Annotated in this window: 21 protein-coding genes, 1 tRNA gene and 1 pseudogene; 4 read left to right on the top strand and 19 right to left on the bottom strand. The window is 69.8% G+C overall.

Annotated features, from left to right (window positions below):
• Positions 1 to 39: 39 nt before the first annotated feature.
• A complete protein-coding gene (locus ASE12_RS17000) occupies positions 40 to 1,611 on the top strand; it encodes a sensor histidine kinase (protein ID WP_235508937.1) in 1,572 nt (523 codons plus the stop codon).
• Positions 1,608 to 2,288, top strand: coding sequence for a response regulator (locus tag ASE12_RS16995; protein WP_056403276.1), 681 nt, complete (start codon positions 1,608 to 1,610; stop codon positions 2,286 to 2,288). Before ASE12_RS17000 ends, ASE12_RS16995 begins: the two co-directional genes overlap by 4 nt.
• Here ASE12_RS16995 and ASE12_RS16990 read toward each other — a convergent pair.
• From ASE12_RS16990 to ASE12_RS16930, 13 genes are all read right to left on the bottom strand, one after another.
• The gene (locus ASE12_RS16990; RefSeq protein WP_056403274.1) at positions 2,278 to 2,784 is read right to left on the bottom strand and encodes a DUF501 domain-containing protein; all 507 of its coding nucleotides are present in this window, start codon (positions 2,782 to 2,784) and stop codon (positions 2,278 to 2,280) included. The genes ASE12_RS16995 and ASE12_RS16990 overlap by 11 nt on opposite strands.
• The gene (locus ASE12_RS16985; RefSeq protein WP_082582358.1) at positions 2,781 to 3,341 is read right to left on the bottom strand and encodes a septum formation initiator family protein; all 561 of its coding nucleotides are present in this window, start codon (positions 3,339 to 3,341) and stop codon (positions 2,781 to 2,783) included. The genes ASE12_RS16990 and ASE12_RS16985 overlap by 4 nt, the downstream gene beginning before the upstream one ends.
• Positions 3,342 to 3,346: 5 nt before the next feature.
• Entirely contained in the window at positions 3,347 to 4,624 is a 1,278-nt protein-coding gene (gene eno / locus ASE12_RS16980) for a phosphopyruvate hydratase (protein ID WP_056403269.1), read from the bottom strand.
• Positions 4,625 to 5,217: 593 nt separating this feature from the next.
• Positions 5,218 to 6,078: a MazG family protein gene (locus ASE12_RS16975; RefSeq protein ID WP_056403266.1), complete on the bottom strand. Its 861-nt coding sequence runs from the start codon at positions 6,076 to 6,078 to the stop codon at positions 5,218 to 5,220.
• Positions 6,078 to 6,725 (bottom strand): hypothetical protein, encoded by a 648-nt coding sequence (locus ASE12_RS16970; protein WP_056403262.1) that lies wholly within the window; start codon positions 6,723 to 6,725, stop codon positions 6,078 to 6,080. Before ASE12_RS16970 ends, ASE12_RS16975 begins: the two co-directional genes overlap by 1 nt.
• A gap of 131 nt (positions 6,726 to 6,856) precedes the next feature.
• Positions 6,857 to 10,414 (bottom strand): transcription-repair coupling factor, encoded by a 3,558-nt coding sequence (gene mfd / locus ASE12_RS16965; protein WP_056403261.1) that lies wholly within the window; start codon positions 10,412 to 10,414, stop codon positions 6,857 to 6,859.
• Between the two features lie 2 nt (positions 10,415 to 10,416).
• On the bottom strand, positions 10,417 to 10,983 hold the full coding sequence (gene pth / locus ASE12_RS16960) for an aminoacyl-tRNA hydrolase (RefSeq protein WP_056403258.1): 567 nt from the start codon (positions 10,981 to 10,983) through the stop codon (positions 10,417 to 10,419).
• Positions 10,980 to 11,657 carry a 50S ribosomal protein L25/general stress protein Ctc gene (locus ASE12_RS16955; RefSeq protein ID WP_056403255.1) on the bottom strand — a complete coding sequence of 226 codons (678 nt, stop codon included), beginning with the start codon at positions 11,655 to 11,657 and terminating at the stop codon, positions 10,980 to 10,982. Before ASE12_RS16955 ends, pth begins: the two co-directional genes overlap by 4 nt.
• A gap of 313 nt (positions 11,658 to 11,970) precedes the next feature.
• The gene (locus ASE12_RS16950) at positions 11,971 to 12,939 is read right to left on the bottom strand and encodes a ribose-phosphate diphosphokinase (protein ID WP_255355487.1); all 969 of its coding nucleotides are present in this window, start codon (positions 12,937 to 12,939) and stop codon (positions 11,971 to 11,973) included.
• Between the two features lies 1 nt (position 12,940).
• A complete protein-coding gene (gene glmU, locus ASE12_RS16945) occupies positions 12,941 to 14,389 on the bottom strand; it encodes a bifunctional UDP-N-acetylglucosamine diphosphorylase/glucosamine-1-phosphate N-acetyltransferase GlmU (RefSeq protein ID WP_056403251.1) in 1,449 nt (482 codons plus the stop codon).
• Positions 14,390 to 14,415: 26 nt separating this feature from the next.
• A tRNA-Gln gene (locus ASE12_RS16940) sits at positions 14,416 to 14,497 on the bottom strand.
• Positions 14,498 to 14,540: 43 nt separating this feature from the next.
• A complete protein-coding gene (locus ASE12_RS16935; RefSeq protein WP_056404940.1) occupies positions 14,541 to 15,311 on the bottom strand; it encodes a methyltransferase domain-containing protein in 771 nt (256 codons plus the stop codon).
• Between the two features lie 47 nt (positions 15,312 to 15,358).
• On the bottom strand, positions 15,359 to 16,699 hold the full coding sequence (locus tag ASE12_RS16930; protein WP_056403248.1) for an amidase: 1,341 nt from the start codon (positions 16,697 to 16,699) through the stop codon (positions 15,359 to 15,361).
• Positions 16,700 to 16,763: 64 nt separating this feature from the next.
• Here ASE12_RS16930 and ASE12_RS16925 point away from each other — a divergent pair, with 64 nt between their 5' ends.
• Positions 16,764 to 17,252, top strand: coding sequence for a MarR family winged helix-turn-helix transcriptional regulator (locus ASE12_RS16925; RefSeq protein ID WP_056403245.1), 489 nt, complete (start codon positions 16,764 to 16,766; stop codon positions 17,250 to 17,252).
• Positions 17,253 to 17,307: 55 nt separating this feature from the next.
• On the opposite strand, the gene ASE12_RS16920 is transcribed toward ASE12_RS16925, so the two are convergent.
• Entirely contained in the window at positions 17,308 to 17,571 is a 264-nt protein-coding gene (locus ASE12_RS16920) for a DUF4242 domain-containing protein (protein WP_157413033.1), read from the bottom strand.
• A gap of 147 nt (positions 17,572 to 17,718) precedes the next feature.
• On the opposite strand from ASE12_RS16920, the gene ASE12_RS16915 reads away from it, so the two are divergent.
• Entirely contained in the window at positions 17,719 to 19,503 is a 1,785-nt protein-coding gene (locus ASE12_RS16915) for an ABC-F family ATP-binding cassette domain-containing protein (protein ID WP_056403242.1), read from the top strand.
• Positions 19,504 to 19,580: 77 nt separating this feature from the next.
• On the opposite strand, the gene ASE12_RS16910 is transcribed toward ASE12_RS16915, so the two are convergent.
• From ASE12_RS16910 to ASE12_RS16895, 5 genes and pseudogenes are all read right to left on the bottom strand, one after another.
• Positions 19,581 to 20,501 carry a 4-(cytidine 5'-diphospho)-2-C-methyl-D-erythritol kinase gene (locus ASE12_RS16910; RefSeq protein ID WP_056403239.1) on the bottom strand — a complete coding sequence of 307 codons (921 nt, stop codon included), beginning with the start codon at positions 20,499 to 20,501 and terminating at the stop codon, positions 19,581 to 19,583.
• A 53-nt stretch (positions 20,502 to 20,554) separates the two neighbouring features.
• Complete coding sequence (locus ASE12_RS16905; protein WP_056403236.1) at positions 20,555 to 20,851, bottom strand: hypothetical protein; 297 nt, start codon at positions 20,849 to 20,851, stop codon at positions 20,555 to 20,557.
• 93 nt (positions 20,852 to 20,944) lie between these two features.
• Complete coding sequence (locus ASE12_RS20690) at positions 20,945 to 21,235, bottom strand: hypothetical protein (RefSeq protein ID WP_255355472.1); 291 nt, start codon at positions 21,233 to 21,235, stop codon at positions 20,945 to 20,947.
• A 37-nt stretch (positions 21,236 to 21,272) separates the two neighbouring features.
• A pseudogene (locus tag ASE12_RS20685) lies at positions 21,273 to 21,416 on the bottom strand (nucleoside deaminase); the annotation flags it as partial.
• Entirely contained in the window at positions 21,416 to 22,237 is an 822-nt protein-coding gene (locus ASE12_RS16895; RefSeq protein ID WP_056403233.1) for a MurR/RpiR family transcriptional regulator, read from the bottom strand. The gene ASE12_RS16895 and the pseudogene ASE12_RS20685, both read right to left, overlap by 1 nt.
• Positions 22,238 to 22,297 lie beyond the last annotated feature (60 nt).

Raw genomic sequence — 22,297 nt, 5'->3', positions numbered from 1 at the left:
GCCCTCGGTGCGCGCGCCGGGATCGTGGACAATGCGAGGGTGGCCCGGGCTCGCGGACGTACCGTCGCACGGCAGATGCTCGTGTGGCAGCTGCTCGTGGTGCTGGTCGTCGTCGTGGGCGGCACCGCTCTCGCCTGGTTCGACGCGAGGCAGGACAGCCGGGCCGACGCCCGTGCACAGACCCTCGACGTGTCGCTCGCCGTCGCCGCCTCCCCCACCGTGCTGGACGCGCTCGACGACCCTGCGCCGAGGGACGTTCTCCAGCCGTACGCCGAGCGGGTCCGGAAGGCGACCGGGACCGACTTCGTGGTCATCATGGACAAGAACGGGATCCGCTACTCACACCCGAACCCCGACAACATCGGCAAGAAGTTCATCGGCCACACCGCCGAGGCGCTCAAGGGCAGGAACTTCACCGAGGACTTCACCGGCACGCTGGGCCCGTCCGTACGCGCCGTGGTGCCGATCATGGACCACGGCAAGGTACGTGGGATGGTCTCGGTCGGCATCAAGACCAAGAAGGTCGACGAAGAGGTGCTGTCCGTCCTGCCCCGCATCGTCATCGCCGCCCTCGCGATCGGGGTCCTCGGGGCGATCGGCGCGGCGCTCGCCAACCGACGCCTGCGTCGCCAGACCCACGGTCTCGGCGAGCAGGAGATCACCCGCATGTACGAGTACTACGACGCAGTCCTGCGGGCCGTGCGCGAGGGACTCCTGCTGCTCGACCCGGCCGGGCGGCTCACCCTGATGAACGACGAGGCGGCCAGGCTGCTGGACCTCGACCCGTCGTTCGTCGGGGCGACGATCGACCGCCTCGGCCTCGAGCCGGCACTGGTCGCCGAGCTCACCTCGGGCCGGTCGCTGCAGGACGCCGTGCACGTGGTCGGCGACCGGGTGCTGGTCGTCAACCAGGCGCCGGCGCACTGGGACGGCCGCGACGTCGGCTCGGTCGTCACGCTCCGTGACCGCACCGAGCTGCAGAGCGTGACCGCCGAGCTCGACACGGTCCGTGGCCTCGCCGAGGCACTGCGTGCGCAGAACCACGAGTCGTCCAACCGCATGCACACGATGGTGTCGCTGATCGAGATCGGCCGGAGCGAGGAGGCGATCGACTTCGCCACCCGCGAGCTCGACGTCGCCCGTCGGCTCACCGATCGCATGGTCGAGTCGATCGACGAGCCGGTCATCGCCGCCCTGCTGCTCGGCAAGAGCGCCCAGGCCGCCGAGCGAGGAGTCACCCTCACGATCGGGCCCGAGACCCGCGTCACCGGGCTCACCACGACAGCCCACGAGGCCGTGACGATCCTCGGCAACCTGGTCGACAACGCGATCGACGCCGCCCAGTCCTCGTCCGACCGCCAGGTGGCCGTCACGGTCACCTCGACGACGGAGGTGCTGCACGTACGCGTCGAGGACAGCGGGCCGGGCGTCGAGCCGCAGGACCGCGAGACGGTGTTCGTCCGCGGCTGGTCGACGAAGCCCGACGAGGGCACCGGCCGGGGCATCGGCCTGGCACTGGTCGGCCAGCTCGTACGCCGTCACGGTGGCGAGGCGACGATCGGCGAGAGCCAGCTCGGCGGGGCCGCCTTCGACGTGAGGATCGGCGCATGACGATCCGGGTGCTGATCGTCGAGGACGAGGCCATCGCCGCGCAGGCGCATCGGACGTACGTCGGGCGGATGCCGGAGTTCGAGGTGGTCGCGGTCGCCGAGTCGTTCCAGGAGGCGGCGCGGGTCCTGGGCAGCCAACCGGTCGACCTCGTGCTGCTCGACATGCACCTGCCCGACGGTCACGGCCTCGACCTGCTGCGCCAGCTCCGCGCGACGGGGCGCCCATACGACGTCATCGCGGTGACCTCGGCGCGTGATGTCGACGTCGTGCGCCAGTCGGTGTCGCAGGGCGTCGTCGCCTACCTGCTCAAGCCGTTCACGTTCGCCATGTTCGAGGCCAAGCTGCGCCAGTACGCGGCGTTCCGGCGCACCCTGGAGGCCGGCGAGTCGATCGACCAACGCGGCGTCGACGCGGTGTTCGGCGCGATGCGGCCGGCACCCGACGACGAACGACTGCCCAAGGGGCTCAGCGCCGAGACGCTGGAGGCCGTACGCACGACGCTCGCCGAGGCGGACGACGGACTCACGGCAGGCGAGGTCGCCGGGCTGATCGGCTCCTCACGCGTGACGGCTCGGCGCTACCTCGAGCACCTGGCCGACCTCGGTCAGTCGGCACGAGCCACCCGGTACGGCGGCACCGGCCGCCCCCACGTGGAGTATCGCGCCGTCAGGTCGTGACGGTGGCGGCGGTCGGGCCGCAGGCGTTGCCGGTCCACCAGTCGCCGAGCAGCTCCAGCGCCTCGTCGCCGAGCGGGTTGACGCCGGGACCCTTGGCCAGCGAGTGGCCGACGAGCACGTGCAGGCACTTGACGCGCGTCGGCATGCCGCCGGCGGTGATGCCGTCGATCTCGGGCACGTGCGCGATCGCCTCCCGTTCCGCGAGGTAGGCCTCGTGGGCGCGAGCATAGGCAGCCGCCAGCTCCTCGTCCTCCGCCAGCCGGTCGCTCATCTCCTTCATCAAGCCTGAGGCCTCGAGCGTGCCGATCTCGCCGGCGAGCCGGTCGCACGTCAGGTAGAACATCGTGGGGAACGGCGTGCCGTCGTCGAGCCGCGGCTCGGTCTTGACGACGTTGGGGTGGCCCGAGGGGCACCGGGACACGACCTCGAGGATGCCCCTGGGCGTACGGCCGAGCTGCTCCGCAACGGCGTCCAGGTCGGCTTGGTCGACGGTCACTTCTTCTTCAGCACCTTGTCGGGATCGGTGGTGGGCTTGACTGCCTTGGGCGTCTTGCCGGACTCCTTGACGCTGCCCCACAGCTTGTCGTACCACTCGGTCTTGGTCGTCGCGGTGGGCGGTGCATCGAGCGTCGGGACGTTGCCCTTGACCGTGCCGTCACTGCCGATGACGCGGTAGCCGACCTCGCCGGGGATCACCCAGCCGAAGCGTTCCTTGGCCTGCTGCTTGATGTAGGCCGGGTCGTTCCAGCGGTCCTTCTGGTCCTCCAGGCCGGCGATCTGCTGCTTGCGCATGACGATCTCGGCCTTGGTGCCCTGGATGTCGGCCCGCTGCTCCCACCAGGCGTGCAGCGTCGATGTGTAGGAAGCGATCAGCAGCAGCACGACGGACAGCAGCACGATCGCGCGCGTCGTGAGCTGCGGTCCGGTGCCGGCGCTGACCGTCGCCACCTTGGGCGTACGGTTGCGCGCCGCCCCGCGAGCCCCACGCTCGGCCGGACGCCGCCCGCGCTCGGGCGGCCTCCGGCCGGGGCCACGTGGGGGACGCGAGGCCATCGGTCCTAGAGCGCCAGCCGCGGGAAGGCGGAGGCGCCGGCGTAGACCGCGGACGACCCGAGGGCCTCCTCGATGCGCAGCAGCTGGTTGTACTTGGCGACGCGGTCCGAACGAGCCGGCGCACCGGTCTTGATCTGACCGCAGTTGGTCGCGACCGCGAGGTCGGCGATCGTGGTGTCCTCGGTCTCGCCCGAGCGGTGGCTCATCATGCAGGCGAATCCGTGACGGTGCGCGAGGTCGACCGAGTCGAGCGTCTCGGTCAGCGAGCCGATCTGGTTGACCTTGACGAGCAGCGCGTTGGCGGCACCTTCGGCGATGCCGCGGGTCAGCCGCTCGACGTTGGTGACGAACAGGTCGTCGCCGACGATCTGGACGTCGTCGCCGAGGTTCTCGGTCAACGTGGTCCAGCCGGCCCAGTCGTCCTCGTCGAGTGGGTCCTCGATCGAGACGATCGGGAACGCCGCGACGAGCTCGGCGTAGTAGGCCGACATCTCCTCGGCGGTCTTCTGCTTGCCCTCGAAGGCGTACGTGCCGTCGGCGAAGAACTCCGAGGCGGCGACGTCGAGCGCGAATGCGATGTCGGTGCCGACCTTGAGGCCGGCCCCCTCGACGGCGGTCGAGATGAGCTCGAGCGCTGCACGGTTGGAGTCGAGGTTGGGCGCGAAGCCGCCCTCGTCACCGAGACCGGTCGACAGTCCCTGCTTGTTGAGGACCGACTTGAGCGAGTGGTAGACCTCGGCGCCCATGCGCAGGGCCTCGGAGAACGTCGGCGCACCGATCGGCGCGATCATGAACTCCTGGATGTCGACGTTGCTGTCGGCGTGCGAGCCGCCGTTGACGATGTTGAGCATCGGGACCGGCAGGACGTGGGCGTTGGGCCCTCCGACATAGCGGAAGAGCGGCAGACGCGCGGAGTCGGCCGCGGCCTTGGCGGCGGCGAGCGAGACGCCGAGGATCGCGTTGGCGCCCAGCTTGGCCTTGTTGTCGGTGCCGTCCAGGTCGATCATCGCCTGGTCGAGCGCGCGCTGGTCGTCGGCGTCGAAGCCGACGAGCGCGGGACCGATCTTGTCGTTGACACCGGCGACGGCGTTGAGCACGCCCTTGCCGACGTAACGGTCACCTCCGTCGCGGAGCTCGACGGCCTCGAACGCGCCCGTGGAGGCGCCTGAGGGCACGGCCGCGCGGCCGATCGTGCCGTCGTCGAGGGCGACCTCGACCTCGACGGTCGGGTTGCCCCGTGAATCCAGAATTTCCCGTGCGCCGACGGCGTCGATGCGTGCCAAGACTGCTCCTCGTTAGCGGATGAACGTGCGGCCTCAAGCCTAGTCCTGTCGGCCTGAGGTCCGGCACCGCCTCGCCAGCGTGGACACCTCGGTGCGTGCGGGCGGTGAGCTGGTGCGGGCCAGGCAGCTCGTCGCGGTCGCGGATGCGATCGGCGGTGACCTGGGTCGAACCTCAGACCCCCGCGTTCGACTTAGGTCACCGCCCATGATCGACCTCGCAGTCGCCGGTGACTTGGTCGAACCTCAGAGCTCCCCGTTCGACCTGGGTCACCGCCCATGATCGACCTCGCAGTCGCCGGTGACCTGGATCGAACCTCAGACCTCCCCGTTCGACCTAGGTCACCGCCCATGATCGACCTCGAAGTCGCCGGTGACCTGGATCGAACGTCAGACCTCCGCGTTCGACCTAGGTCACCGCCCGCAACGGGACAAGGTCGATCGCGGCGTTTGCCGGTGACCTGGATCGAACCTCAGACCACCCCGTTCGACCTAGGTCACCGCCCATGATCGACCTCGCAGCCGGCGGTGACCTGGATCGAACCTCAGACCTCCGCGTTCGACCTAGGTCACCGCCCGCAACGGGACAAGGACGGTCAGCCCAGCAGGCGTACGGCTTGGCGCAGGACCTCTTCGGCGTCCTGCCCTTGGGCTCGGGCCTCGGCGACGAGCGCCAGCAACCGTGCACCGAGGTCGTCACCGCTGATGTCGACACCATCGAGCCGGCTGAGGACCTTGTCGGCGTACGCCAGCGCGGGCAGCGTCGCGGGGATGCCCTCGAGGACGGAGGCGCGCCGCTTCTCGGTGGCCTTGAGGCGCTGCCAGTTGGCGTCGACCTCCCCGGCGCTCGTGACCGTGGCGTCGCCGAACACGTGCGGGTTGCGGTAGACCAGCTTCTCGGCGATCCCGGCCGCGACGTCGTCGATGTCCCAGCCCTCACCCTCGGCGGCGATCCGCGCGTGGAACACGATCTGCATCAGCAGGTCGCCGAGCTCTTCACGCAGGTGCTCGCTGTCGCCGTTGTCCAGCGCCTCGAGCGTCTCGTGCGCCTCCTCCAGCAGGTAGTGGCTGAGCGTCTCGTGCGACTGCTGGGCGGTCCACGGGCACTCGCGACGGAGGCGATCCATGATCTCCACGACGTCGAGCAGCCCGGAGCCCGGCAGGTCGTACGAGCCGAACACCACCTCGATGTCGGAGGCGGCTCCCCCGCCGTCCATCAGGTCGTCGGCGATCGACCGGGCCCAGGCGGTGTCACCCGTCGGGGCGATCCACACGGTGTCCGTCTCGTACGTCGGAGGGTCCGCCGTGATCTCGACGTCGATGCCCGACGACACGATCGCGCGTACGTGCGGGTCGTCGACGGCGGCGCGTACGGCCGAGGCGTCCCGCAGCGCGTCCCACGCAGCCAACGTGAGGATCCCCGGGGCGACCCGAGGGCTGAGGACGACGATGCGCATCAGGAGCAGCGTTGGGCTTTGGGCAGCGCGTCGGCCTTGTCGTCACCGTCCGACGGAGCGACCGCCAACGAGCCGGTGTCGGCGACGGTCTTGGCCGTGGTGTTGCTCAGGCCGAACCGCGGTGCGAACTTCACGTCGTTGTCCTTGAACGCCTTGGTGATCTCGGCCTGCCCCGCCTCGGCCAGCTGCGAGACGTTGTCGGCCGTGCGCGCCTGACCCGTGCTCTTCTCGCCGAGCGCGACCGAGATGGCTGACAGCTCCTGGCCCTTCTCGATGAGCTTCTTGAGCTCGTCGGCGTTGTCGTCAGGGAACGCCTTGGAGATCTGGTCCTCCTGCTGCGTCGTGAGCTCGTACTCCGCGGGCTTCGGCGTGACGTCCTCCTGTTTGGCGAGCTTGCGGGCCACCACCAGTGACACCAATGTCGTCACGGTCTGGCGCCGCACGTCGGCGTTGCCGGGGACGGTCGCACCTTGGCTCTTGGCACTGGCAAGGGTCAGGGTGCAGTAGGCCTCGGCCGTCTTGTCGAGCGTCTTCATCGAGATGGTCTGGTCGTCGACCACCGCAGCGGCACCGGGGTGGACGTTGCCGCAGGCAGCAAGCGTCAGGCCCGCGAGGACGAGGACAGCAGCGCGCGCACGAGTGAGCATGCTCACACGTTATCCGAGCACCCTCAGGCCTCGACGACGTCCCTCCCATCCGGCTGCGTCCCGGTGGGTCAGTCGCCTGTCAGGCGCCCGGTTGGGCGACCAGGTCACCGCTCCCGGGGTCGGGACCCCGTTCAGCTGACGGGCGCAGGAGCCGGAACGAGTGTGTCGATCACGGTGCGGGTCCACTCGAGCAGCTCGCGGCCGACGAGCGGCTTGCCACCGACCGGAGCGGTCTTGGGCCGCGGCACCAGGGCCACCTCGGCGGCGACCTTGTAGGTGCTGCGCGGATAGATCCGCTGCAGGCGCATCTGCGCCGAGTCGGGCAGCTTGAGGGGCGCGAAGCGTACGTTCGGGCCTGCTGCGGTGACCTCGGTCAGGCCGGCCTCGCGCACCCGTACGCGCAGACGAGCGACGTCCAGCAGGACCTCGACCGCCTCGGGCGGCTCGCCGTAGCGGTCGACCAGCTCGGCGCGCAGCTCGTCGACGTCAGCCAGCGCGCGTACGTCTGCCAGTCGCTTGTACATCTCGAGGCGGAGCCGCTCGCTCTGGACGTACTCGTGCGGCAGGTGCGCCTCGATCGGCAGCTCGATCTTGACCTCACGCTCGGGCTCGGCGTCGCCGCGGAACTCGGCGACCGCCTCGCCGACGAGGCGTACGTAGAGGTCGAAGCCGACGTCGGCGATGTGGCCGGACTGCTCGCCGCCGAGCAGGTTGCCCGCCCCGCGGATCTCGAGGTCCTTCATCGCCACGGCCATGCCGCCGCCGAGCTCGGAGTGCTGCGCGATCGTCGCGAGCCGGTCGTGGGCGGTCTCGGTGAGCGGCTTCTCGGGCGGGTAGAGGAAGTACGCGTAGGCGCGCTCGCGTGAACGCCCGACGCGGCCGCGGAGCTGGTGCAGCTGCGAGAGACCGAGGGTGTCGGCGCGCTCGATGATCATGGTGTTGGCGTTGGACACGTCGAGGCCGGACTCGACGATCGTGGTGCACACCAGGACGTCGTAGCGCTTCTCCCAGAAGTCGACCATGACCTCCTCGAGCTGGTGCTCACCCATCTGGCCGTGGGCCGCGGCGACCCGCGCCTCGGGCACGAGGTCCTTGATCTTGGCGACGGCCTTGTCGATGCTCTGCACCCGGTTGTGGATGAAGAACACCTGCCCTTCGCGGAGCAGCTCGCGGCGGATCGCGGCGATGACCTGCCGGTCCTCGTACGGACCGACGAACGACAGCACCGGGTGACGCTCCTCCGGCGGCGTGGCTATCGTCGACATCTCGCGGATGCCAGTGATGGCCATCTCGAGCGTGCGCGGGATCGGCGTGGCGGACATCGACAGCACATCGACGGCGGCGCGCAGCATCTTGAGCGCCTCCTTGTGCTCGACGCCGAAGCGCTGCTCCTCGTCGACGATCACCAGGCCGAGGTCCTTGATGCGTACGCCCGGCTGCAGGAGGCGGTGCGTGCCGATGACCAGGTCGATCGTGCCGTCCGCGAGGCCGGCGAGGGTCTCCTTGGACTCCTTCTCGGTCTGGAACCGCGACAGCGGCCGGATCTTGACCGGGAACTGGCCGAACCGCTCGGCGAACGTGGCGTGGTGCTGCTGCACCAGCAACGTCGTCGGGACGAGCAGGATGACCTGCTTGCCGTCCTGGATCGCCTTGAACGCCGCGCGCACCGCGATCTCGGTCTTGCCGTAGCCGACGTCGCCGCACACCAGCCGGTCCATCGGCACGGTGCGCTCCATGTCGCGCTTGACCTCGTCGATCGTCACCATCTGGTCCGGCGTCTCGACGAACGCGAAGGCGTCCTCGAGCTCGGCCTGCCACGGTGTGTCGGGCCCGAACGCGTGACCCTTGGTGGCCTGCCGCGCGGCGTAGAGCTTGATCAGCTCGCCGGCGATCTGGCGTACGGCCTTGCGCGCCTTGTTCTTGCGGGTCGTCCAGTCCGAGCCGCCGAGCCGGTCGAGCGACGGCGACTCACCGCCGACGTAGCGGCTGATCTGGTCGAGCTGGTCCATCGGCACGAACAGCCGGTCGGCCGGTTGTCCGCGCTTGGACGGGGCGTACTCGATGACGAGGTACTCGCGCGCCGCACCCTGCACGACGCGCTGCATGAGCTCGACGTAGCGACCGACACCGTGCTGCTCGTGCACGACGAAGTCGCCGGTCTTGAGCTCGAGCGGATCGACCTGCTTGCGTCGCCGGGCCGGCATCTTGCGCTCCGTACGATCGGCAGCGCGCTGACCCACGAGGTCGTCGTAGGTCAGGACGGCCAGGCCGAGCGGGGGCGAGACGAACCCGTGGTCGAGCTCGCCACAGGCGACCTGCACGACACCGGGCGTGGGAGCCGTGATCTCGTCGTCGAGCGCGGCGGCCACGTCGTTCTCGGCGAGCCACTCGCTCGTACGCTGGGCCTGGCCGTGCCCGGGGGCGACGAACACGACCCGCATGCCGGCGGCGACCCACTTCTTGATGTCCTCGAGCGCCGACGTCGTGTCGCCGCGATAGGCCGCAGCGGCCTCCATCTCGACGGCACGGGTCTGATCGTCCGTGTCGAGCCCGAACGGCGACACCGTGAACCAGGTGTGGCCGAGGCCGAGGGTCTCCAGCTGCACGTCCTCGAGCGTGCGGAACGCCGCTGAGCCGAGGTCGATCGGCGCCTCGGCGCCTGTGGCCGCGGCAGCCCACGAGGCCTGCAGGAACTCCTCGCTCGTCGCCACCAGGTCAGCAGCGCGAGCGCGGATGCGTTCCGGGTCGCACAGCACGATCGCCGAACGCTCCGGGAGCAGGTCGACGAACAGCTCCATTCCCCCGCCGGCTACGCCCTCTGTGGCGGGGGTACCCCCATTGTCGACCAGGACAGGCGTCAGCGACTCCATCCCCTCGACGGCGTGACCCTCGGCGATCTTGGTGAAGATCTCGGCCAGCGACGGGTGCGCCTCGGCGAGCTCAGCGGCCCGCGCCCTGACCTGGTCGTCGAGCAGCAGCTCACGGCACGGCGGCGCCCACACGTGCGTGACCTCCTCGAGCGTGCGCTGGTCGGCGACCGCGAACCGGCGGATCTCGTCGACCTCGTCGCCCCAGAACTCGATGCGGAGCGGGTGCTCCTCGGTCGGCGGGAACACGTCGATGATCCCGCCGCGCACCGCGAACTCGCCGCGCCGCTCGACCAGGTCGACCCGCGAGTAGGCCGCTGCGGCGAGCTGCCGGACGACCTCGTCGAGGGCGATCTCGTCGCCCTTGTGCAGCTCGACCGGCGTGAGGTCGGCGAGGCCCTTGACCTGCGGTTGGAGCAGCGAGCGTACGGGCGCGACGACGACCCGCAGCGGGCCCGTGGAGGTGTCCTCGTCGTTGGTCTCGGTGGGGTGCACCAGGCGGCGCAGGACCGCGAGCCGCCGTCCGACGGTGTCCGAGCGCGGCGAGAGCCGTTCGTGCGGGAGCGTCTCCCACGCCGGGAAGTACGCAACGGCGTCGGGCCCGATCAGCTCGCCGAGCTGCGCCACCAGGTCCTCGCCCTCACGGGCCGTGGCAGTGACCGCGAGAACGGTCGACTGCTGCGCCAGCGCGGACGTCAGGAACGGCCGCAGCGGTTCAGGCGCCTGGATGTTGAGCGTGCTGAGCCCGTCGGCCCGGTCCTGAAGGGCCTGCTGGACCGTGGGTTCGGCGGCGACGAGGGCCGCGAGTCTGGAGAGAGTCATCGCTAACGGTTGAACGCGCTCTGCGTGGCTTCTAGTCCCTGCGTCATGAGGCTCTCGACCGCATCGGCGGCCTCCTCGACGTACGTCGGCAGGTCCTTGCGCTCGGCGGAGCTGTAGGGCTTGAGGACGAAGTCGTGCACGCTCTGCTGGCCGGGCGGGCGACCGATGCCGACGCGTACGCGATAGAAGTCGCCCGTGCCGAGCGACTGGCGGATCGACCTGAGCCCGTTGTGGCCGTTGTCTCCGCCGCCTACCTTGACCCGCAGCATGCCGTAGTCGATGTCGAGCTCGTCGTGGATCACCACGAGGTGGTCGGGCTCGACGTCATAGAACTTCGCGAGCGTCGACACGGGTCCGCCGCTCTCGTTCATGTAGGACCGGCAGCGGCCGAGGATCGCGCGTTCACCGGCCAGGCGTCCTTCGATGACGTCGGCGCGGCCGGACTTGTGCTTCTTCCAGGATCCACCCGTGCGGGCGGCGAGCACGTCGGTCACGAGGTAACCGACGTTGTGACGAGTGCTGGCGTACGTCGGGCCCGGATTGCCGAGCCCGACGACCAACCAGGTCACTCGGACTCGGAGCTCTCCGCAGCCTCGCCCTCGGCCGGTGCCTCGGCAGCAGCCTCGGCCTCTTCGGCGTCGGTCGCGTCGTGCTCGATGCCGGCCTCGGCCTCAGCCTCGGCGAGCTCGGCGTCGAGCTGGGCCTCGGTGGGAGCCGCGGTGATGTTGACGATGAGGATCTCGGGGTCGACCGCGAGCGTCGAGCCCGTGGGCAGCTCGAGGTCGCTGGCGTGGATCTGCGCGCCGGCGTCGAGGCCCTCGACCGAGACCTCGAAGGACTCGGGGATGTGGGTCGCCTCGGCCTCGACGGCGATCGTCGAGTTCTCGAGGATGACGAGGTTGCCGCTGATGGCTTCGCCGATGACGTTGATGCGGACGTCGACGGTGACCTTCTCGCCCTTGCGGACGATCAGGAGGTCGGCGTGCTCGATGAAGCCCTTGAGCGGGTCGCGCTGCACCTGCTTGGGGATCGCAAGGTGCTGCTCGGTGCCGAGGTCGATCGTCAGCAGCGCGTTGGAGTTCTTGAGCGCCAGCATGAGCTGGTGGCCCGGCAGGGTCACGTGGACGGGGTCCGAGCCGTGGCCGTAGAGGACGGCGGGCACGTTGTCGGCGCGACGGATGCGGCGGGCGGCGCCCTTGCCGAACTCGGTGCGCGCCTCGGCGGCGATCTTGATCTCAGCCATGGGGAAATGTCTCCTGAAGAGTGTTGCGTGAAAGTCGGCTGTCACCAGGCGCTCGACACAGCACTCCGTGGAGCGCCCTGTCGATCACGGCCCGAAAGGACCCTCGCCGAGGCAACTTCACGATCTTATCGCAGCGCACACGACCTGACGAAATCGTTGGCTAGCGAGGCCGCCCGCGGCCGAGCGGGAGCGAGCCCTGCGAGCGAAGCGTGGTGAGATGATCTCCCAAAGCGAGCCTGAACCCGTACGCCCCTTCGGTCGCTCGTTCCTCGCTCCCTCCCAGTCGGCCGCGGGCGGCCTCCTTAGGGGACGGCTAGGACTTGAACAGCGAGGTGACGGAGCCTTCTTCGAAGACTGCCGCCGTGGCCTGCGCCAGCAGCGGGGCGATCGACAGCACCGTGAGCTTGTCGAACCGCTGGTCGTCGGCGATCGGCAACGTGTTGGTGACGATGACCTCGCACGCCGTCGAGTTCTTGAGCCGGTCGACGGCGGGCCCGGAGAACACCGCGTGCGTCGCGACGATCACGACGTCCTCGGCGCCGTCGGCCATGAGCGCCTCGGCGGCCTGGACGATCGTGCCGCCGGTGTCGATGAGGTCGTCGACCAGGATGCAGACCCGGCCCTCCACGTCGCCGACGACGCGGTTGGCCTTGGACTCGTTGGGCTTGCGGGGGTCGCGGGTCTTGTGGATGAACGCCAGCGGTGCACCGGCAAGGGCAGCGGCCCACGACTCGGCGACCTTGATGCGGCCGGCGTCGGGCGACACGACGGCGAGCGGCTTCTTGCCGTACTTCTTCTTGACGTGCCGGGTCAGGATCGGCATCGCCAGCAGGTGGTCGACCGGGCCATCGAAGAATCCCTGGATCTGCGCGGTGTGCAGGTCGACCGTCATGAGCCGGTCGGCACCGGCGGTGAGGAACAGGTCGGCCATGAGACGCGCCGAGATCGGCTCGCGGCCGAGGTGCTTCTTGTCCTGTCGGGCGTAGCCGTAGAACGGCAGGATCACCGTGATGCGCTTGGCCGAGGCGCGCTTGAGCGCGTCGATCATGATGAGCTGCTCCATGATCGCGTCGTTGATCGGCGCGGCATGGCTCTGGATGACGAACGCGTCGCAGCCGCGTACGGACTCGTCGAAGCGCACGTAGATCTCGCCGTTGGCGAAGTCGTAAGCCGTCGTCGGGACGAGGTCGACCTCGAGGAGGTCGGCCACCTCCTGCGCCAGCGTGGGGTGCGAGCGGCCCGAGAAGACCAGCATGTTGCGGGTCGGCGTGCGTTTGGACAGGCTACTCACCGGAGGTCTCCTCTGCCGCGTGGTCCTGCGCCGCGCGGGCGGCACGGGCGGATGCGGTGTCCGGACGTTTGTCGGCCACCCACCCCTCAATGTTCCTCTGTGCACCAGCACTCACGGCCAGCGCCCCCGGTGGTACGTCCTCGCGGATCGTCGAGCCGGCTCCCGTGAACGCTCCGTCGCCGACCGTGACGGGTGCGACGAACGTGTTGTTGGAGCTGGTCTTGGCGTGCTTGCCGATCGTGGAACGGTGCTTGTTGACGCCGTCGTAGTTGGCGAAGATCGTGCCGGCGCCGATGTTGGCGCCCTCGCCGATCTCGGCGTCGCCGACGTACGTCAGGTGCGGCACCTTGGCGCCCTCGCCGATCGTCGAGTTCTTGACCTCCACGAACGTGCCGATCTTGCCGCCGGCGCCGAGCTCGGTGCCGGGGCGGAGGTAGGCGAACGGGCCGACAGTGGCCTCGTCGCCGATCACGGCATCGGAGCCGTGCGTGCGTACGACCGTGGCGCCGGCGCCGACCTCGATGTTGCGCAACGTCGTGTCCGGTCCGATCGTGGCGCCCCGGGCGACCGCCGTGGCGCCGAGCAGCTGGGTGCCGGGCAGGACCGTGACGTCGGGCTCGAGCGTCACGGCGGAGTCGATCCACGTCGTGGCCGGGTCGACGATCGTGACGCCCTCGGCCATCCAGTGCGCCGTGATGCGGCGGTTGAGCTCGGCGCCGAGCCGGGCGAGCTGGGCGCGGTCGTTGACGCCTTCGGTCTGCCAGACGTCCTCGAGGACGTGGGCGCCCACCGGCCGCCCTTCGGCGACGGCCTTGCCGATGATGTCGGTCAGGTAGAGCTCGCCCTGCGCGTTGTCGGTCTCGAGCCGCGCCACGGCGTCGGTGAGGAACCTGCCGTCGACGACGAGGATGCCGCTGTTGATCTCGCGCACGGCGCGCTCCTCGTCGGAGGCGTCCTTGTGCTCACGGATCGCCGTCACGGCGCCGTCGGGACCGCGCAGGATGCGGCCGTAGCCCGTGGGGTCGTCGACCTCGGCGGTCAGGATCGTGACGGTGTGGCCGGCGGCGCGATGGCCGACCAGCAGCTCGGCGAGCGTCTGCGCCGACAGCAGGGGCACGTCGGCGTACGTCACGATGACCGTGCCGTCGGGCGCGCTGTCGAGGGACTCGAGGGCGACGTGGACGGCGTGGCCCGTGCCGTTCTGCTGCTCCTGCACGGCCTGGATGATCGAGGGGTCGTACGCCGTGATGGCCTCCGACACCTGCTCGCGGTCGTGACCGACGACGGCGACCGTCGTGTGGACGCCCGCACCGGCGACCGCCACGAGAGCGTGCTCGAGCATCGTCCGCCCGGCGATCTCGTGCAGGACCTTGGCGCGCGAGGACTTCATCCGCGTGCCCGCTCCCGCCGCCAGGACGATGGCCGTTACTCGATCGCTCACCAGACTCCTTCGTCGACGGACCTTGCTGGCTCCCCGGGTAGGAGTCGAACCTACGTCGCTTGTCCGCATTCAAAGTGCGGCGGGCCCTGCCGGCAGACCAACCGGGGATCGTCCCCGAAACCAGAGGAACGCAGCAGCCAGCGTACCGGAGTCAGGCCTCGCGGCGGGCGACGGCAAACGTACGGCTGAACGGCAGCACCGTGCCCCATGCCTGCGCGGGATAGGCCTCCCGAAGTGCGGCTTTGTAGTCGGCGACGAACTCCTCGCGCAGACCGTCCGGCAGCGCCTGGAGGATCGGGCGGGCCCCGGTGCCCGAGATCCACTCGAACACGGGATCTGCGCCCTGCAGGACGTGGAGGTAGGTCGTCTCCCACGCGTCGGTCGTCCAGCCGAGTCCGGCGAACAGGTCGAGGTACGCCTCGGCGTGCGTCCCGCGGTCGCCGTGGAGTCCTTCGGTGTGCTCGCCGTACGGCGGCCGCGAGGAGACCTCGTGGAGCAGCCGGTGGCTCGGGGCGTCGTAGTTGCAGGGCACCTGGAGCGCGAACGTGCCGCCGGGGGTGACGAGCCCGGCCAGTCGCCGGATGACCGCGAGCTGGTCCGGCACCCACTGGAAGAGCGCATTCGACACGACCAGGCCGACCGGCTCGGCGCTGGTCCAGGCGGCGACGTCGGCCAGCTCGTACGTCGTCCGCTCGTCGTCGTTGTCAGCGTCGGCCTTGGCGATCATGTCCGGCGACGAGTCGACGCCGTGGACCGTTGCTTCGGGCCACCTCGCGCGGAGGACAGCGGTGAGGTGGCCGGGTCCGCAGCCGAGGTCGACGATGCTCGACGGCTCGCCCTGCACGCGAGCCACGAGGTCGACGAAGGGCCGGGAGCGGTCGTCGGCGAACTGCAGGTAGCGGTCGGGGTCCCATGTCGTCATGCGGTCGACCGTACGACCCATATATCTTGATGTCAAGATACTTGACGTCAAGCGTTGAGCCGCTCCAGCTGGCCGGCGAGCGACATCAGCTGCGCGTCCTGGCCGCGCGCCGCGATGAGCTGCACCGCGAGCGGCAGCCGCTCGTCCGTCGCGCCTACGGGCATCGAGACCGCAGGGACACCGGCGTGGTTCCACTGCGCGGTGTAGGGATAGAAGACGTTCATCGAGAGCACCGTCGCGAGCGGGCCCTTGCCGCGCCAGTGCTCCACCTCGACCGCGGGGCCCGACATGACCGGGGTCAGCAGGACGTCCACGCCGAGGTCGCGGTGCACCGCGTCGCCCCACGAACGGCCCTGCCGCTTGGCCCACTCGACCGACCGGCGGCCGAACGGGCGGCCCAGGCGCGCGATGCCCCTCGTACGTTTCTCGAGCCGGCCCGGGTCGTCGGTGCCGTCGGCGCCGTCGCGGATGCCCGCGAGATAGCGGACGGTCAGCGCCTTGGAGCCGAGCGGGTAGGGGATCTTGACCTCGGTCACCGTGTGACCGGTCGCGCGGAGCTGCTCCGCCGTACGCTCCATCGCTGCTCGTACGCGCGGGTCCAGCGGCTGCGCCTTGGTCGCCGCAGCGGCGCTGAACGACAGGCCGATGCGCAGGGGCGCCGGATCCTGGGCTGCGGCGTCGACGAGCGAGGTGTCGAACGTGCCGAACGCGTCGAGGAACAGGGCACTGTCGGCCACCCTCGCGGCCAGGCAGCCCTGCGTCGACAGGTCGTGCCAGCCGCCCGAGCTCGGCACGGTGCCCTGCGTCGGCTTGAACCCGACGAGCCCGCAGCACGCGGCCGGGATGCGGATCGACCCGGCGCCGTCCGAGGCGGTCGCGATGCCGACGGCACCGGCGGCGACCAGCGCAGCCGAGCCGCCCGATGAGCCGCCCGACGTGTGGCCGAGGTTGAGCGGGTTGCGCGTGATGCCGTGCGCGGCGGACTCGGTGAACCCGAAGATCGCGAGCTCCGGCAGCGCCGACTTGGCCACGACGACCATGCCCGCGGCCTTGAGCGCGGCGACGAGCTCGGCGTCCTGGCTCGCCGGCGCCACCATCGCCTTGCTGCCCTTACCGGTGACCGTGCCGCCGATGTCGAGGTCGTCCTTGACCGCGATCGGCACGCCCAGCAGCGGCCCGCTCTCACCTGCCGCACGGCGGCGATCCGCCTCGTCCGCGGCGGCGAGCGCCTCGTCGGCGTACACCGCGACGGCGGCGTTGATCGCCGGGTTCTCCCGTTCGATCGCGTCGAGGGTCGCCTGCGTGAGCTGTCGCGAGGTGAGCTTGCCGGCGGCGAGGAGCTCGCCCTGTCGCGTCGGTCCGGCGGCCACAGCCTCGGCAGGAGTCATGCCGAGAGCGTAGTCACGATCAACAATCTCTACATCAAGAATCTTGACGAACTAGGATGGACTCGTGGAAGACGACGTCGATCGGCTGATCGCAGCGTGGCAGCGGGAGCGTCCCGACATGGACGTCTCCCCCATGCACATCCTCAGCCGGGTCACCCGGCTCGCGCTCCATCTCGACCGCGCCCGCAAGCAGGCGTTCGCCGACCACGACCTCGAGCCGTCGGAGTTCGACGTGCTCTCGGCGCTGCGCCGCTCCGGCGAGCCCTATCAGCTCTCGCCGGGCCAGCTCGTCCAGGAGACGCTCGTGACCAGCGGCACCATGACCAATCGCGTCGACCGGCTCGTCCGCAAGGGCCTGGTCGAACGGCTCCCGGATCCTGCCGACCGCCGAGGCGTACAGGTCAGGCTCACGACGCCGGGCAAGAACGCCGTCGACGGAGCCCTCGACGCGCTGCTCGGCCACGAGCAGGAGCTCCTCGCCGGATTGTCCGCGGACGAGGCCACGGCATTGGCCGGTGCGCTGCGCACGCTCTCGCTACCCTTCGACCGCTGAGCGCACACCACCGCCGAGGGTCCGACGCGACCTTCGGTGCCGTGGTTCTGTGGCGTCAGTGACCGGGGACGACGCCTTCCTGGACTGGGATCAGCTGATCGGCAAGCAGTCCGTGCGCCTCGCGGTGCACGCGCTCGGCCGACTCGGCGTCGGGTGCGTCCACGAGACAGAAAACCTTGCCGGAATCCTCGTCGAACCAGTACTGCTTGTAGTCGACGCCGTACTGGCCCTGGATCTCGAGGTCCTTGGCGTGGGCGCCGGCGACGGCGTCAGCGGTGAGTCCTTCCACCTTGTTGTGAACATCCATGAACAGTGCCATCGGAGTTCTCCTTCCGTGAATGAGTCACCCACAATCGTGCGCCTACGACCCGGCCGAGGGACATGGCCCGGAAGAACCAGCTTGTACGTACGTCCGTGGCCGCAGAGCGTGGTCGAGCGGCCGCGCTGCGCCGCCTAGACTTCTTCGGTGGCACATCTCCTCGGCGTCGAGTCCATCGCGCTCGACTTCCCGACCAAGACCGTCTTCGAGTCCGTGACGATCGGCATCGACGAGGGCGACCGGATCGGCATCGTCGGCCGCAACGGCGACGGCAAGTCGACGCTCCTGCGCATCCTCGCCGGTCGCATGCAGCCCGACTCGGGCCGCGTGACGACCCGCGGCGGCGTGCACATCGGCATGCTCGACCAGACCGACACCCTCGACCAGACGCAGACCGTCGGCCACGCGATCGTCGGCGACAAGCCCGACTACGAGTGGGCCGGCGACGCGAAGATCCGCGACGTCATCGCCGGGCTCGTCTCGGACATCCCGTGGGACGCCACGGTCGGCAACCTCAGCGGTGGGCAGCGGCGGCGGGTGGCGCTCGCGGCCCTGCTCGTGGGCGACGACGACGTGTTGTTCCTCGACGAGCCGACCAACCACCTCGACGTCGAGGGCATCACCTGGCTCGCCGACCACCTCAAGACCCGGTGGTCCTCGAACGCCGGCGGGCTGCTGGTCGTGACGCACGACCGGTGGTTCCTCGACGAGGTCTGCAACGCCACCTGGGAGGTCCACGACGGCATCGTCGAGCCCTTCGAGGGCGGATACGCGGCCTACATCCTGCAGCGCGTCGAGCGCGACCGGCACGCCTCGGCGACCGAGTCGAAGCGGCAGAACCTCATGCGCAAGGAGCTGGCCTGGCTGCGTCGCGGAGCCCCCGCGCGTACGTCGAAGCCGAAGTTCCGCATCGATGCCGCCAACGAGCTGATCGCCAACGAGCCGCCGCCGCGCGACCCCATCGTGCTCAAGCAGATGGCGACCTCACGGCTCGGCAAGGACGTCGTCGACATCCTCGACGTGTCGGTGTCGTACGACCACGAGGTGCTCAAGCACGTCGAGTGGCGCGTGGGACCCGGTGAACGTACGGGCATCCTCGGTGCCAACGGTGCCGGCAAGTCCACGCTCCTGGGCTTGGTCACGGGTGCTGTGCAGCCGACCTCGGGGCGGGTGAAGCGCGGCAAGACCGTCAAGGTCGTCACCCTGACCCAGGAGCTCGACGAGCTCAAGGACGTCGGCTCCGACCGGGTCAGCGACGTCGTGGGGCGCCAGCGCACCGCGTACGTGTCAGGCGGCAAGGAGATGACGCCGTCGCAGCTGCTCGAACGACTCGGCTTCTCCAACGAGCAGATGGCCACGCCCGTCCGGGACCTGTCGGGCGGGCAGAAGCGACGCCTTCAGCTGCTGCTGATCCTGCTCGACGAGCCCAACGTCCTCGTGCTCGACGAGCCGACCAACGACCTCGACACCGACATGCTCGCGGCGATGGAGGACCTGCTCGACTCGTGGCCCGGCACGTTGCTGGTCGTCTCGCACGACCGCTACCTGCTGGAGCGGATCACCGATCAGCAGTACGCGATCCTCGACGGCCACTTCCGGCACCTGCCCGGAGGCGTCGACCAGTACCTCCGCCTCCGCAAGGAGCAGGACTCCCCCGCCGCGTCGAACCCCTCGACGGCCGGGCACACGGCGAGCACGCCCAAGCTGTCGAGCGCCGAGCTCCGCAACACCAAGAAGGAGATCGGCTCGATCGACCGCAAGATGGAGAAGCTGTCGGCCCGCATCGACGCGTTGCACGTCGAGATGGCGCAGCACGATCCGACCGACGCCGCCGGTCTGGCCGGCATGGTCAAGGCCGTCGCCGAGCTCGAGAAGCAGGTCGAGGAGCACGAGCACCGCTGGCTCGAGCTCACCGAGCTCGTCGAAGGCTGATCCCCGACCCCGCGATTTGTGGACGTGAAGGCGCTTCGGGGCGTCCGAGACGCCTCCAACCTCACAAATCGCGGGAGTCAGCTCGTGCTGCGGGCTCCGGGGACGGGGCCACGTGACTGGACGACGTCGGCGCACCCGGCGGCGCTGCTGAGGGCGAATGCGATGTCGAGGCTGTGCTGCTCGTCGGAGGCGAGGAACAGTGCCGTCGGACCGGATCCCGACAGGATCGCGCCCAGGGCCCCGGCCTCGATGCCGATCTCGAGGGTGTCCTGCAGCTCCGGCCGCAGCGACAGGGCGGCCTCGGTCAGGTCGTTGGAGAGCGCGTCGCCGAGCGCTTCGGCGTCACCGGCGCGCAGCGCGGCGAGCAGCGCATCGGGCACCACCGGATCCGGTACGCGTGAGCCGTCGTTGAGCCGGTCGAACTCGGCGTAGACCGCCTTGGTCGACAGTCCTTCGTGCGCCATGGCGAACACCCAGTGGTACGACCCACGCGCCAGCACCGGGCTGATGGTCTCGCCGCGTCCACCGCCGACCGCGTTGCCGCCGTGCAACAGGAACGGGACGTCGCTGCCGAGCTGGGCGGCGATCTCCTCGAGCTCGGACCGGGTCAGACCGGTCGCCCACACGTCGTTGCAGGCGACGAGCGCCGCGGCGGCATCGGCCGAGCCGCCGGCCATGCCACCCGCGACCGGGATGACCTTGCGGATCGCGAGGTCGACGCCGTTCACGACGCCGGTGGTCTCGCGCAGCAGGCGCGCAGCCTTGACCGCGAGGTTGTCGTCGTCCTCCGGCACCAGCACCGACTCGGACCGCACGTCGAGCTCGCTGTGCACCGCGACGGTGATCTGGTCGTCGTCGCGGGCGGTCGCCCGTACCTCGTCGTGCAGGTCGACGGCCTGGTAGACCGTGGCCAGCGGGTGGTAGCCGTCCTCACGGACCGGGCCGACACCGAGGCACAGGTTGATCTTGGCGGGGACGCGGACGGTGGCGGTGCTCACCAGCCCAACCTAGTGGCCCGCCGGGTCGGCGACCGGCGGCGGGGCGAACTCGCCTAGAACGTCTTGTCCTCGACGACGTCGAGGTTGTGGAACGTCGGTGGCCCGTCGACGAGCGCCATCATCTTCTGCGAGAACTCGTTGGTCTCCGGCAGGTTGGAGTTCTCCATCGCCGACTCGTACGAGTCGAAGAAGACGATGACCATGAATCGGCTCGGGTCGTCGCGATCGCGGGTCCGGATCGAGCGCCGCAGTGTGTGCCCACCGAGGTCCTGCCCCTCGAACTCCTCGGTGAGCGCCTTCATCTCGTCGAAGTGGCTCGTGCGGCCCTCGATGATCTGGATGAATGCCATGACCTGCTCCTTTGCAGTCGTGCCCTCAAGGGCACGCTAGGACGCCGGTCGCCACACCGCCATGGCTCGATCAGGCCATCCAGATCGCAGGAGTCAGTACGCCGTGCGGCTGCTGTTGGCGAGCCACGCCTCGAACGGAGCCGGGGCATCGTCGGGCCGCTTCTCCTCGATCAGCGTCGGCCAGGTCGCCCGGTCCCGTCCGAACAGCTCGTAGAACTCGCGGTCGTCGAACCCGCCGCGAGCCGCGTCGTTACGGTCGGCGGCATAGACCACCCGGTCGAGGCGCGCCCACAGCGCGGCCGACACGCACAGCGGGCATGGCTCGCAGGACGTGTAGAGCGTCATGCCGGCCAGGGAGAAGTCTGCTGTGGGCGCGGCAGGCATGGCGGATCGCCTGCACCTCCGCGTGGGCCGTCGGATCGAGGTCGCGGGTCACTCGGTTCTGTCCGGTGGCGACGATCTCGCCGTCCTTGACCACGACGGCCCCGAACGGCCCGCCGCCCTCGGCGACGTTGTCGACGGCGAGCTGGATGGCGCGGGCGAGCCAGGCCTCGTCGGTGGTCATCAGCGGTTCTCGATCTCGCGCAACGACCGGTAGGACGCGTCGATCATCGTGGTGCGCTGCACGCCGGCCTTCCCGGCGAGGTCGAGGACCCGGTCGGCCAGCACCGCGGCGACGCTCATGGCCACGGCGTAGCTGTCGAACGCGAGATCGGTCGCCAGCGGACACTCCAGCCACACGTCGGCGCGAGCCGCGAGCGTACGGGCTGACGGGTCGGCGAGCAGGATCGTGGGCACACCGGCCTTCTGGAGGATCTCCAGCAGCCCGTCGACGTTGTCGGGCCGGCGCCGGAACGAGACCACGACAGCGGCGTCCTTGGGGCCCAGGCCGATGAGCTCGTCGGACAGCGCCTGCCCGGGCTGCGGGGCGAGCGTGACACCGAAGCGGGCCTGGCCCAGCGACTGGCGCAGGTGCAGGGCGACGGGATAGCCGGACCGCAGCCCGACGACCACGACGCGTTGGGCGTCGTGCACGAGCTTCGCGGCGGTCTCGAGGCCGCCGTCCTCCAGCCCCGCCAATGCCTTCTGCAGGTTGCCGGTCTCCTGCTCGAGGTGCGCTGCGAGGCTGGGCGCACCCTCGAGATTGACCGGGACGCCGTGGCTCCGGAGCGTACGCAGGTGGTCGCGCACCTCGGTGAAGTCGTCGAAGCCCAGGTGCCGGAACAACCGGCTCATCGTCGCCTTGGAGACCCCGGCGAGCTCGGCCAGCTCGGCGGCGCGATAGATCGCGAGGTCGTCGAGGTGGACGAGCAGCACGTCAGCGGCCCGCCGTTCCTGCGGCGACAGGTCGGCGTACTTCTCGGCGATCCGCTCGTCAATCCTCACATCACGAAACGGTAGTGCACAGATGTGAAGATGACTGGCACCGTGATTTCACGGGCGTTA

Source organism: Aeromicrobium sp. Root236, from assembly GCF_001428805.1.
Classification (GTDB): Bacteria; Actinomycetota; Actinomycetes; order Propionibacteriales; family Nocardioidaceae; genus Aeromicrobium.
Note: the sequence above shows the minus strand (reverse complement) of the source record. Positions and strands in the feature narration are given on the sequence as shown.